Raw genomic sequence first — 11,966 nt, forward strand, 5'->3', positions numbered from 1 at the left:
CGCTCAGTCGGTGCCCGACTCCGTCGTCGCCTTGCCTTCCCCGGGGAGGTATTGCAGGACGAAGGCGGCGAGCGCGCAGATCGTCGCGGAGGTGAACGCCGACCAGTTGAACAGCGCGGCGGCGCCGGAGACGATCACCGGATCCACCAGGACGACCCCCAGGAGCTGGCCGAAGACGATGAGCGCGCCCAGCGCGAGGAAGGCGACCAGGAAGATCCAGAAGACGGCCTCGACGAGCTTCTTCATTGCGGTGTCCTTTCGGCTCAGCCGGGGATCGGCAACCAGCCCATGCCGATGAGCCAGGCGATGGCGATGACGGGGACGACGAACCACACGATGAGCGGGATGAACGTCCTCTTCGGACTGACCTCGGCCATGCCCGAGGCGAGGTAGATCGGCGCGCCCACCGGCGGCGAGGCGCCCTCGGTGGAGGTGCACACGAGGACGGCGCAGACCGCGGTGACCGTGGGCACGTCGACGGAGCCCATCGCGATGACGGCCGGTGCCCCGATCGCCGCCGCGGTCGCGGTCGAGGAGAGGGGGGTGGCGACGACGACGGCGACGACGCAGATGACGAGGATGAGCAGCGGCGCGGGCAGGCTCATCTCCGCCAGCGCGGCGGAGAGCTGCGGGCCGACGCCGAGCTCGCTCATGATCTCCGAGGCCGCCAGCGCGGCGAACAGCGAGATTCCCACGGTGGCGAACTGCGGTGCTTCGGCGCGGATGGCCCGGCGCACCGAACCCCACCGCCCGCGCAGCCGCTTGCGCCCCTCGATGAGGGCGATGGCCGAGATGAGGATCGGAACCCAGACGATGATGGAGATCGTGTCCATCGACTCCGCGCCGACGCGCGACTCCGAGGCCAGCCAGTCGAAGAGCGGCCCGAAGGTGAGCACGACGGGGATGAGGATGCCGACGAAGATCGTCAGGGAGCGCCAGCCGGTCGCCAGCGCCCGGCCGAAGCTCTGGACGAGGCCGGAGCCGGTGCGCTGGATGCCGTCCCGGCGGGTCCAGTAGAAGACGACGAGCATGCGGTAGAGCACGCAGTAGCTGCCGGCCACGAGCAGGGAGACGTAGACGTCGCCCGCGCTGATCCCGACCGCTGCCGGGGTGGCGAGGATGATGAACATGGTCGAGTTCGGCGGCAGCGAGACGCCGAGGCCGGAGTTGCCGGCCACGAGCGTCGCCGCCCGGGCGCTCGACCAGCCGTCCTTCTTCATCCAGGGGATCGTCACCGATCCCACGGTGGCGGCGTTGCCCGCGGTCGAGCCGGCCACGAGCCCGATGGCGGCTGATCCCGCCGTCGAGACGTAGGCGGCTCCGCCGCGCAGGCGGCCGAAGACGGAGTTGAAGACCTCGATGAGGCGCTCGATGAGGCCGGAGGCGGCGACGATGACGCCCATGAAGACGAAGGCCATGCCGGCGAAGGTGACGTCGTTGTCGAGCGCGCCCCAGATCCCCACCCCCAGCAGGTGCAGGGGATCCCCGCCGACCAGTGCGGTGGCGAACAGGGCGACGAGCAGTGCTTCGGAGATCGGGCGCCTGAGGGGGACGTTCATCACGACGGTGACGGAGATGAAGACCAGCAACGCGAGGATGCCCATCGCGTTCCCACCTCTCTTCCATGCTGTGCAGCGCGCACGCGGGTGCGGTCGGGGCGGCGCGCGGGGTGGTCCGGGGGGTGGTTCGGTGGTCGTGGATCAGGCCCGCAGGGCCCTGCGCAGGAGCTGCGCCAGGTGCAGGCCCTGCCTGCCTTCGTGCGCGGAACCGGCCAGCCCCTCGCGAATCTGGGTGCGGCAGGAGTAGCCGTCGGCGAGGACGGCGGCCGTCCCGTCGAGTGCGCGGATGCGGGGGAGCAGCTCCCGTTCGCCGAGCTGGCGGGAGAGATCGGCGTGGCCGGGCTCGAAACCCCAGTTGCCCGCGAGGCCGCAGCAACCGGTCTCGACCTGCGCCTCGGCGACGCCCAGGCGCGCCAGCACGGCCTCCGTCCCGCCGTGCCCCCTGCGGGAGCGTTCATGGCAGTGCACCTGGGAGAGCGCGGGGATCTCCAGTTCGGCGAAGGGCCAGTCCGCGTCGTCGGTGTGCTGGGCGACGACGTCGCCGAGCGTGACGACCTGCGCTGCGAGCCGAGCGGTGCGCGGGTCCGCCGGGAGGAGCTCCGGTGCCTCATCCGCGAGCATCGCGGCGCAGGAGGGCTCCAGGACGACGACCGGTGTCGTGCCGTCGAGGTGTTCCTCCAGGGCGCCGAGCGTCCGTCCGATGACCCGCTGCGCCATCGTCAGCTGGCCGGTCGAGTGCCAGGTCAATCCGCAGCAGACGAATCCCCCGGGGACGACGACCTCGTAGCCGAGTGCGGCGAGCACCGCGTGGGCCGCTGCCGCGATGTCGCTGTCCAGGTGGTTGGTGAAGGAGTCGGGCCAGAGCACGACCCGGCCGCGGCTCGGCCGCTCGGACCGCTGCCGCCCGGTCGACTTCGCCCTCGACTGGAAGCTGCGGCGGGAGAAGCGGACCATCGACCGGCTGGGGTCGACGCCGCCGAGCTTCAGCACCGCCTTCTCCACCGGCTTGATCGCGAGGGCGGCGTTGACCAGCCGGGCCGCTCCCGGCACGGCGTGCAGCAGCCTGCTCGTCAGCGGCAGCCACCCCATCGAGTAGTGGGCCAGCGGCCTGCGGCGGGTCTTGTGGTGCTGGTGGAGGAACTCGGCCTTGTACGTGGCCATGTCGACGTTGACGGGGCACTCGGAGGCGCACGCCCGGCAGGACAGGCACAGGTCGAGGGCGTCCTTGACCTCCTCGGAGCCGGTGCCCTCGGGGTAGAGCTCGCCGCGGAACAGCTCGGAGAGGATGCGCGCCCGGCCGCGGGTCGAGTGCACCTCGTCGCGGGTGATCTGGAAGGAGGGGCACATCGCCCCGTCATCGGACCGGCACAGGCCCACCCCCACGCAGCGGTTGACGGCGTCGACCACGGAACCGCGGTCGCGGCTGAGTGCGTGGAGCGGGACGAACTCCAGGCGTCGCTGCCCCGGCGCGGGCCGAATGCCGCGGTCGACGGGGTCGGGGTCGACGAGCACCCCGGGATTCAGCGTGCCCGAGGGATCGAAGACCCTCTTGACGTGCGCGAACGCGCGCAGCATCGCCGGGGAGTACATGCGGGGGAGCAATTCGGAGCGGGCGCGGCCGTCGCCGTGCTCGCCGGACAGCGATCCGCCGTGGCGGGCGACCGACTCGGCGGCCTCCTCCAGGAAGGAGCGGAAGACCCGCAGCCCCGCATCGCTGTCGAGGTCGAAGGAGATGCGGATGTGCACGCAGCCCTCGCCGAAGTGCCCGAACGGGATGCCGCGCAGACCGTGCTCGTCGAGCAGCCGGTAGAGGTCGCGGAGGTAGTCGGCGAGCTGCTCGGGTGGGACGGCGGAGTCCTCCCAGCTCGGCCAGGCCGCACCGCCGTCGGGCAGCCGGGTGACGAGACCGGCGGCCGCTTCCCGAATCCGCCACAACTGCCGCATCTCGTCGGGGTCGCCGACCACGACGGCGTCGACGGCGCGGTGTTCGGGGTGGGAGCTGAATTCGGCGCGCAGCTCCTCGGCGCGGGCTCGGGCCTCCTCGGCGGTCTCGCCGGTGGTCTCGCAGTAGAGCCAGCCGCCCGCCGGGCGGGGATCGCCCGCACCGCCCGGGAGGAGGTCACCGGCGGCCGGTCCCTGGCTGGTCCGCAGGGTGTCGAGCAGATCGCCGCCCATGCCTTCGGACGTGGTCACTCCCGGGCGGCGGGAGAGCGGGGCGGCGGCCGCGGCGTCGAAGACCTCGGGGAACGCGAGAACCGCCAGCGCCTTCGCCTTCGGCACGGGGACCAGGCGCACGACGGCTTCGACGATGATGCCCAGCGTCCCCTCCGAGCCGGCGAACGCCTTGGCGGTGTCGAAGCCGTGCTCGGGCAGCAGGTGGTGCACGCCGTAGCCGGACACCTGGCGGGGGAAGCGGCTGAGCTCCGTGCGCAGCAGGGCGAGGTTGTCGTCCCGGAACCGGAGCAGCTCCGCGTCGAGATCCGGATCGCTCGTGCCGCCCTCGCCGAGCGTGACGAGCGCGCCGTCCGCACGCAGCACGGTGAGCTCGACGACGTTGGCCGCAGCCGTCCCCCAGGCCAGGGAGTGGGAGCCGCAGGCGTTGTTGGCGATCATGCCGCCGACGGTGCAGCGGCTGTGGGTCGAGGGGTCGGGTCCGTAGGTGAGGCCGTGGGGGGCTGCCGCCGCGCGGAGCGCGTCGCAGATGACGCCGGGCTGGATGCGCGCGGTGCGCGCTTCGGCGTCGATGGCGAGGACCTGGTCGAAGTGCCGGGAGGTGTCGATGACGAGTCCCTCGCCGATCGCGTTGCCCGCGACCGAGGTGCCGCCGCCGCGGATGGTGACCGGCCAGCCCTTCTCGCGGGCCAGGGCGAGGGCATCGCGCACCTCGTCGAGGGAGCGCGGCTCGAAAACGGCTTCCGGGATGCGGCGGAAGATCGAGGCGTCGGAGACGTAGCCGCCGAGCGTTCCTCGGTCGGTGCGCAGCCGCTCCACGATGTGCGGGTACGCGGTGCCGGACGGTCCTCGACTCCCGGTACCGGCCACGGTGGTCACGCGCCCCGCCCTCCCTCTTGTGTCGATGCTCACGGGCAGGGGATTTGTAACATGTTAGACCACCTGAACGGGTGTGACCGTCGACACAGTGCCGCTCCGGAGTGGTTCCGCCTCCGGGTTCCTGCAGGTCGTCGGGGGGTCGCCGGCCTCCGCGCCGATCCGGTGGCGGTCGACGCGGCGGCCGACGGGATCGGCGCGCGCGTGCTGCTCGGCGAGGAACCGATCGGCTACGAGCGGATCCGCGCCGTGCTGCGGCACGCGCTGCGCCTCCCGGGGTGAGCGGACCTCAGTCGAGCAGGCCCACCGCGCGGCGGGCGAAGTGGATCTCGGCGGCCACCTGGCGCAGCGTCTCGGAGATCACCAGCGAACCGTGCCCGGCGTCGTAGCGGTAGAACTCGAACGGGATCCGCCGCTGCTCCAGCCGGTCCAGGTAGTTCAGGACCTGCTGGATCGGGCAGCGCGGGTCGTTGTCCCCGGCCAGCACCAGCACCGGAGCCCGGACCTCGTCGACGTAGGTGATCGGCGAGGACGACCGGTAGACCTCCGGCACGTCGTCCGGGGCACCGCCGAACAGCGCCCGGTCGTAGGCCCGCAGCGGCTCCATCTCGTCGGCGTAGGCGCTGACGTAGTCGGCCACCGGCACGCCCGCGACGCCGCCCGCCCACCGCTGCGGCTGGGTGCCCAGCGCGAGCAGCGCGAGGTAACCGCCCCAGCTCGCGCCCGCCACCACGCTCAGCTCCGGGGTGGTCAAGCCCTCGCGGATCGCCCAGTCGTGCACCAGCGCGACGTCCTCCAGCTCGGTGAGCCCCGGGCGCCCCTCGATCGCGTCCCGCCAGGCCGAGCCGTAACCGGTGGAACCCCGGTAGTTGATCTCGACGACCGCGAACCCGGCGTCCAGCCAGGCGGCGCGGTAGGACGAGAACCGGTCCTCGTCGGCGGCGTGCGGTCCGCCGTGCAGGTTGAACACGGTGGGCAGCGGTCCCTCGCCGGCGCCCTCGGGTCGGGCGATCAGCGCGTGCACGGTGTCGTTCGGGCCGTGCGGGATCTCCACGAAGGCGTCGGTGACCGGCGCCGATCCGGGCGCGCGGTCCCCGGGCGGGGTCAGCAGCACCGCGTCCTCACCGGATTCCGGCAGGGTGCGCACCAGCGACGGGGTCGCCGCCGACGACCACGCGTACTCCACCGCGCGGTCCGGGCGGACGGAGGCGCCGACGACGGTGCCCGGCGGGGTCGGCAGCGGCGCGAGCGCACCGGTGGTCAGGTCGTAGCGGAACAGCTCGGTGCGCGCGTGGTGGGTGTGCGCGACGAGCAGCGCCCTGCCGTCCGGGTACCAGTCGGCGGAGAGCTCGCCCGGCAGGTCCAGGTCGATCTCGGACTCGGTGTCGGCCAGCACGTCCCAGATCAGCAGCTCCTCGCGGCCGCGGCGCTCGTGCAGCACCAGCAGCCGGGGGTCGCCGGTGACCGGCGCGAACTCCAGCGCGTCGAGCCCCTTGCCCGGCCCGTCCCACTTCTCGGCGACGGGCGAGCCGTCCAGCCGCAGCACCCGCAGCGCGGGGTGGCGGGAGTCGCCGTGCTCGGAGTGCGAGATCGCCAGCAGCGACTCGTCCCACGACATCGCGGACAGCCCGCCGTCCTGCTCGTGCTGGTACACCACGCGGGGCGAGCCGCCATCGCGGACCCACACCGTCACGCCGTCGTCGGTGGACATGCCCAGCGCCACCACCGACGAGCCGAGCTCCAGGCCCGCCGGGTAGCCGGGGTGCGTACCCGGCACGGCGTCCTCGGCGGTGCCGCCCTCGGCGAAGGGCTGCGCCACCCAGCTCCCGAACTCGTCGCCGTCGGTGTCGTCGAACCACCAGATCCGCTCGCCGTCGGCGGACACCGTGCCGTGGAACGTCCCCTGCGGACGGTCGGTGACCTGCCGCCGCGCGCCGGTGTCCCGGTCCCAGGCGTAGATCTCCCAGGTCCCGCTGGCGTTGGAGACGTACAGGCTGCGCTGCGGGGCGTCCCGGGCCCAGTCCGGCAACGACACCCGAGGCGCGCTGAACCGCGCGCGCCACCGGGCTTCCCGCTCCGGGTCGTCGAACAGCTTCTCGGGGACCTGCGCCTCAGGATAGGTGCTCACCACCCCGATCCTGCCCGATCCGCCGGGAGCACGACCGAGGGCCCGGTCCGCCGCGGCGGACCGGGCCCTCGGTCGCGTCGATCAGTCGGCGAGGCGGGTCATCGCCTGCGCCCACAGGAAGTACTTGTTGGTGCCGAGGTCGCGGATGGTCCGGATGCCGAAGGCGTCCTTGAGGTGCTGCGCGTCGCCGGCGCTGACCCCCTGCAGTGCCTCCACCGGGGCATCCGCGAGGTCGGCGAGGCTCTTGCCCTCGTAGGCCGCGTCCACCTTGGCAGCGATGTCGCTCATCGTGCTCCTCTTGTCGTGATCGTCCGGACAAAACGCCCGTCGAGGCATGACTACCACTGCTCGCGACCGGGGCACCACAGTCCGTGCTGATGATCACCGCACCGGCCCAACGCCGCCCCTCCGGCGCTGAGGCGGTCGGACGCAGTACGTGGTCGCGCTTGCACGGACGGTCGTTTACCGGCGTGAACACCCGGGAAGGCCTATCCGACCAGCGGAAACCGTTGTAGAGCGGAGAGCGACCCATGTTTCTCGCACAGCAGCCGGGCGGAGGGTTCAACGTGCTGCAAGGCCTGCAGAGCGCTTTCACCCAGCTCCTCAACTACCTGCCCCAGATCATCGGCGCGCTGCTGGTCCTGCTGATCGGTTACGTCGTCGCGCGGCTGATCAAGGCCGGTCTGACCAAGTTGCTGAACAAGTTCCGGCTCGACGAGCGGATGACGTCGAGCCAGGGCGGGCACTACGTCGAGCGGTTCAGCCCGCGCGGCAGCCCGGCCCGCCTGGTCGGCACCGTGGTCTTCGCGGTGATCATGCTCTTCGTGGTCTCCTCGGCGATCGGCACGTTGGGGATCCCGGCGCTGACCGGCTTCATGAACACCGTGCTGGGTTACCTGCCCCGGGTCGTCGCGGCGCTGCTGATCTTCCTGGTGGCCGCGGCCGTGGCCGGTGCGGTCGGCGGCGTGGCGCACCGGACGATGGGCGACACCCCCACCGGCCGGGTGGTGCGCACCGCCGCGCCGACCCTGGTGATGGCCATCGCCGTGTTCATGATCCTCACCCAGCTGCAGATCGCGCCGACGATCGTGACGATCACCTACGTCGCGCTCATCGGTGCGCTCGCCCTGGGTTCGGCGCTGGCCTTCGGGCTCGGTGGCCGGGAGGCGGCGGCGGACCTGATCAACTCCGGTTACCGCCGGGCGCAGCAGGAGCAGGAGACCGTCAAGCGCGACATGCGGGCCGGGCGCGAACGGGCCGAGGACGAGGCCGCGCAGCGCACCTCCCGGCAGGAAGGCGGGATCCCCGAGCAGGACCAGCGCCGCACGCAAGCCGAGGCGGACGCCGGCCGCACCCCCGCCGAACACGGCCGCGGCTCCAGCTCCACCTGACGGGGCAGCGGGAATGACCGAGGGCCTGGTCGGAACCTCCGCGTGGAGGCTCCGACCAGGCCCTCAACCCTGCCGGGGGGCGGGATCTCTCGACCCCGGCGAAGAACCGGACGCGGCGCTCGTGGCCCACCACGCTGGTGATGGCGTGCTCTGCGACCTGCGCGCCTGCCCCACCACCCGGCGCCGCGCGGTCGTCGGTGTCCGCGGCAGCGATGAGTTCTGCACTCCCCGCCCGTCCAACCTGGTACCGCGGCTTCGCCGCCGAACAGCAACGGGAAGGTCACGACCATGTCCGAACTCCTCGTCGACTTCATCACCTCCCTCGACGGCTGCGCGTCGGCTGAGGGCTGGCCGGGGTGGTGGGGGCTGGAAGGACCCGAGTACCTCGGTTGGCTCGGCGAGCAGCCCGAGGTCACTTACCTGATGGGAGCGAACACCTACCGGCTCTTCTCGGGCTTCGCCGCCGGCCAGGGACCATGGGACCCGGACGAGCTCTCCGATGACGAGGGGTCCTCCCTCGACGAACTCGCCCGAGCGCCGAAGGTGGTCTTCTCGGCCTCGCTCGAGGAGCCGCTCACCTGGGCCAACACCCGGCTCGTGCGCGACGATGCGGTCGAGGCCGTCCGGGCGATGAAGGAGAACCGCTCGGGCTTGCTGAGCACGATCGGCAGCCTCAGCCTGTCCCGGTCGCTGCTAGCAGCCGGACTCGTCGACCGCTTCCGCGTGGTCGTGTTCCCGGTGATCACCGGCGCCACGGGAGCCGAGCGCATCTACGACGGCTACCCGGACGTCGCCCTCGAAATGATCGACAACCGAACCTTCGACGGGCGCATCCAACTGGTCGAATACCGCCCCACCGTGCTCGCACCCCGAGGCACGTGACCACGCGTCAACGGCCTGCGGACCAGATCACCGCGATGCCGCCGACGAGGGCGGCGGAAACGACGGCGCGGCCCCGATGCCCGTCCGCCGACTCCACGCCCCTGGCGAACGACCGAGGGCCTGGTCGGAACCTCCGCGTGGAGGCTCTGACCAGGCCCTCTGCCTTGTCGGGGTGGCGGGATTTGAACCCACGACCTCTTCGACCCGAACGAAGCGCGCTCCCAAACTGCGCCACACCCCGTCTTCCGGCGGTGAACATCTCGGGTGCTCGTCCGACCGCCGGGAGAAAGCTTAGCGGATGCGTCCAGCGGTGCGGAACGGGGCCCCCGTTGCGGCGTCCTCGCTGGTGGCGGCGGGATCGGCGGTGCGGGGCAGCAGGGTCAGCAGCGTCGCCTCCGGCGGGCAGGCGAAGCGCGCCGGGGCGTAGGGGGAGGTGCCCAGGCCCGCCGAGACGTGCAGGCGCAGGTGCTCGCCCCAGGAGGAGGCGCCGCGGGCGCGCGGGCGGTCGAGCTCGCAGTTGGTGACCAGCGCGCCGTAGCCGGGGACGCGGAGCTGCCCGCCGTGGGTGTGGCCGGCCAGCACCAGGTCGTAGCCGTCGGCGGCGAACAGGTCCAGCACCCGGGGCTCCGGGGAGTGGGTGAGGCCGAGCCGGAGCTGCGCGTCCGGCGAGGTGCCGCCCGCGATGAGGTCGTAGCGGTCCCGCTGGAGGTGCGGGTCGTCGACCCCGGCGGCGTGCACCGGAACCCCGGCGACGTCGAGTTCCAGGTGCTGGTGGGTGGCGTCGTGCCAGCCGCGCTCGGTCATCGCCGCGCGCAGGTCCCGCCACGGCAGCGGATCGCCGTGGATCCGCTTGGTCTTGGCCGAGGGCAGCAGGTAGCGCGCCGGGTTCTTCGGCTTGGGCCCGTAGTAGTCGTTGCTGCCGAAGATGAACACGCCCGGCCGGTCCAGCAGCGGCCCCATCGCCCGCAGCGCCGCCGGGACCGCCTGCGGGTGCGCGAGGTTGTCGCCGGTGTTGACGACCAGGTCGGGCTCCAGCTCGTCGAGCGCGGCCACCCAGCGCTGCTTCGACCGCTGGTTCGGCGTCATGTGCAGGTCCGAGATGTGCAGCACGCGCAGCGGACGCGCCCCGTCGGCCAGCACCGGCAGGGCGGCCTGCCGCAACGTCCAGTGCGTGCGTTCGATCCCCACCGCGTAGCCCAGCGCTCCGGCGCCCAGCGCGCCGGTGGCCAGCAAAGTCCGCCCAAGCTTGTTCACCCCTCCCACCCTACGGCGAGATCCCGGCCTCCCGCCGCGTCGCCCCGCGCGGGATAATCCGGGCATGGCCGAGCTCAAGGACACCCTCCGCGCGGATCTCAACAGCGCGATGAAGCAGCGCGACACCGTCGTCACCGGCGTTCTGCGGATGGCGCTGGCCGCCGTCGGCACCGAGGAGGTGGCGGGCAAGGAGGCGCGCGAGCTCACCGACGAGGAGATCCAGCGCGTCCTGAGCAAGGAGGCGAAGAAGCGTGACGAGTCCGCCGAGGCGTTCGCCGCCGCCGGCCGCACCGAGCAGGCCGAGGCCGAGCGCGGCGAGGCGGAGATCCTGCGCCGCTACCTGCCTGCCCAGCTCGACGACGCCGAGCTCGCGACGCTGGTCCGCGACACCGTCGGCGAGGTGACCGCCGAGCTTGGCGAGCGCCCCGGGATGAAGCAGATGGGCCAGGTCATGAAGGCCGTCAACGCCAAGGTCGCGGGCCGGGCCGAGGGCGGCCGGGTCGCCGCCGCGGTCAAAGCCGAGCTCGCGAGCTGACCGCCCGTCACCCGTTCGCGAGGTGAGTGAGGGGCGCCCTTGCCCAAGTAAGGACCGCTTTCGAAATGGCCTGCGTGGCGGTGCGGGCTCCGGGAGCCGCTCCTGATGCACCCACTTCGTACACGGCGTCACGGCTGTCCTCGCGAGAAGACCGCTGAGCGGTCACGTCCGAGCACGGGCCGCGGTGCACGCTGCGTGCCGCACCGCATGCGGCTCCGCCGCATTCTGAAAGGACCCCCAACTGGGACAAGGGTGCCCCTCACCCCGTCCTCGTTGGGGTGAACGGTTCGCGTTTCGCGGAACCCGTTCAGGGCCGTTGGACCGCTGCGCGGGACCGGTGGTGCGTCCGGGGGTCAGGCTTCGGCTCGGCCGCGGCGCCAGTAGGCCAGCGCGTAGAGGCTCCGGCGGTCCAGGCCCAGGGCGTGCTGGCAGTGCTCGCGGATCCGGTGCACGACGTCGGCCTCCGCGCCGAGCCAGAGGTGCGGCGACGGGCCGAGGTCGGCGCTCTCGACCGCCTCGGCCAGCAGCGCGCTCTCCCCGGGCGCGACCCCGTCGCGGTGCAGCCAGGTCCAGGTGACCTCGGCGGCCGAGTCGATCGGCTGCTCCTCGGCGGCGTCGGCGACCTCGGCGAACACCCGCACCGGCGCCCCGGCGGGCAGCTCCTCCAGGATCGCCGCCATCGCGGGCAGCGCCGTCTCGTCCCCGGCCAGCACCAGCGGGTCGGCGTCCGGCGACGGCCGGTACGCCGGGCTGGGGCCCACGGTGACGATCTGCTGGCCGGGCGCCACCTCGCGCGCCCAGACCGCACCCGGGCCGTCGTGGTCGTGCACCACCAGGTCGACGTCGAGCAGCCGCCGCGCCGGGTCGAACCGGCGCACCGTGTAGGTCCGCTGCTTGGGCTGCTGCTCGCGGGGCAGCGCGAAGACCTCCGCCCTACTGCGGCCCAGCGGCACCGGCCGTCCCGGCTCCGGCAGGCAGAGCTTGATCCGCTGGTCGCTGCCGTTGCTCTCGAAGTCGGCGAGTTCCTCCCCGCCGAGCGTCACCCGGACGGTGCGCGGGGTGATCCGCTCGACGCGCACCACGTCGAGCAGCCGGTAGCGGGACCGGCCGCGCCGGGTGGGGGGCCGCATGGACGTCACGACCACGGAGTTTAAGACCCCTTTCGGCGC

General features: G+C 72.6%; 10 protein-coding genes and 1 tRNA gene. 3 read left to right on the forward strand and 8 right to left on the reverse strand.

What is annotated here, in order from left to right; genetic code table 11:
• Positions 1–3 precede the first annotated feature (3 nt).
• From ACQP0T_RS01555 to ACQP0T_RS01575, 5 genes are all read right to left on the reverse strand, one after another.
• Positions 4–246: a hypothetical protein gene (locus tag ACQP0T_RS01555; RefSeq protein WP_433870956.1), complete on the reverse strand. Its 243-nt coding sequence runs from the start codon at positions 244–246 to the stop codon at positions 4–6.
• A gap of 17 nt (positions 247–263) precedes the next feature.
• Positions 264–1,604: a TRAP transporter large permease subunit gene (locus ACQP0T_RS01560; RefSeq protein ID WP_433870957.1), complete on the reverse strand. Its 1,341-nt coding sequence runs from the start codon at positions 1,602–1,604 to the stop codon at positions 264–266.
• Between the two features lie 96 nt (positions 1,605–1,700).
• Positions 1,701–4,610, reverse strand: a complete 2,910-nt coding sequence (locus ACQP0T_RS01565) for an FAD-binding and (Fe-S)-binding domain-containing protein (protein ID WP_433870958.1) — start codon at positions 4,608–4,610, stop codon at positions 1,701–1,703.
• Positions 4,611–4,896: 286 nt separating this feature from the next.
• The gene (locus ACQP0T_RS01570) at positions 4,897–6,738 is read right to left on the reverse strand and encodes a S9 family peptidase (RefSeq protein WP_433870959.1); all 1,842 of its coding nucleotides are present in this window, start codon (positions 6,736–6,738) and stop codon (positions 4,897–4,899) included.
• 78 nt (positions 6,739–6,816) lie between these two features.
• Entirely contained in the window at positions 6,817–7,023 is a 207-nt protein-coding gene (locus ACQP0T_RS01575; protein ID WP_433870960.1) for a hypothetical protein, read from the reverse strand.
• 242 nt (positions 7,024–7,265) lie between these two features.
• On the opposite strand from ACQP0T_RS01575, the gene ACQP0T_RS01580 reads away from it, so the two are divergent.
• Positions 7,266–8,126 (forward strand): mechanosensitive ion channel family protein, encoded by an 861-nt coding sequence (locus ACQP0T_RS01580; RefSeq protein WP_433870961.1) that lies wholly within the window; start codon positions 7,266–7,268, stop codon positions 8,124–8,126.
• A gap of 288 nt (positions 8,127–8,414) precedes the next feature.
• Entirely contained in the window at positions 8,415–9,008 is a 594-nt protein-coding gene (locus ACQP0T_RS01585) for a dihydrofolate reductase family protein (RefSeq protein WP_433870962.1), read from the forward strand.
• Positions 9,009–9,175: 167 nt separating this feature from the next.
• Here ACQP0T_RS01585 and ACQP0T_RS01590 read toward each other — a convergent pair.
• A tRNA-Pro gene (locus ACQP0T_RS01590) sits at positions 9,176–9,249 on the reverse strand.
• 50 nt (positions 9,250–9,299) lie between these two features.
• Positions 9,300–10,262: a metallophosphoesterase gene (locus ACQP0T_RS01595; protein WP_433870963.1), complete on the reverse strand. Its 963-nt coding sequence runs from the start codon at positions 10,260–10,262 to the stop codon at positions 9,300–9,302.
• Positions 10,263–10,326: 64 nt separating this feature from the next.
• Between ACQP0T_RS01595 and ACQP0T_RS01600 the strand changes: the two genes are divergently transcribed.
• On the forward strand, positions 10,327–10,797 hold the full coding sequence (locus tag ACQP0T_RS01600; RefSeq protein ID WP_345359190.1) for a GatB/YqeY domain-containing protein: 471 nt from the start codon (positions 10,327–10,329) through the stop codon (positions 10,795–10,797).
• Positions 10,798–11,150: 353 nt separating this feature from the next.
• On the opposite strand, the gene ACQP0T_RS01605 is transcribed toward ACQP0T_RS01600, so the two are convergent.
• Positions 11,151–11,927, reverse strand: coding sequence for a siderophore-interacting protein (locus ACQP0T_RS01605; protein ID WP_433873565.1), 777 nt, complete (start codon positions 11,925–11,927; stop codon positions 11,151–11,153).
• Between the last annotated feature and the right edge of the window lie 39 nt (positions 11,928–11,966).

The organism is Saccharopolyspora sp. CA-218241, from assembly GCF_050954615.1.
Lineage (GTDB): Bacteria > Actinomycetota > Actinomycetes > Mycobacteriales > Pseudonocardiaceae > Saccharopolyspora > Saccharopolyspora cebuensis.

Coding starts and splice junctions, on each gene's coding strand:
- ACQP0T_RS01555 (WP_433870956.1), bottom strand. CDS start 246: ATGAAGAAGCTCGTCGAGGCCGTCTTCTGGATCTTCCTGGTCGCCTTC.
- ACQP0T_RS01560 (WP_433870957.1), bottom strand. CDS start 1,604: ATGGGCATCCTCGCGTTGCTGGTCTTCATCTCCGTCACCGTCGTGATG.
- ACQP0T_RS01575 (WP_433870960.1), bottom strand. CDS start 7,023: ATGAGCGACATCGCTGCCAAGGTGGACGCGGCCTACGAGGGCAAGAGC.
- ACQP0T_RS01580 (WP_433870961.1), top strand. CDS start 7,266: ATGTTTCTCGCACAGCAGCCGGGCGGAGGGTTCAACGTGCTGCAAGGC.
- ACQP0T_RS01585 (WP_433870962.1), top strand. CDS start 8,415: ATGTCCGAACTCCTCGTCGACTTCATCACCTCCCTCGACGGCTGCGCG.
- ACQP0T_RS01600 (WP_345359190.1), top strand. CDS start 10,327: ATGGCCGAGCTCAAGGACACCCTCCGCGCGGATCTCAACAGCGCGATG.
- ACQP0T_RS01605 (WP_433873565.1), bottom strand. CDS start 11,927: ATGCGGCCCCCCACCCGGCGCGGCCGGTCCCGCTACCGGCTGCTCGAC.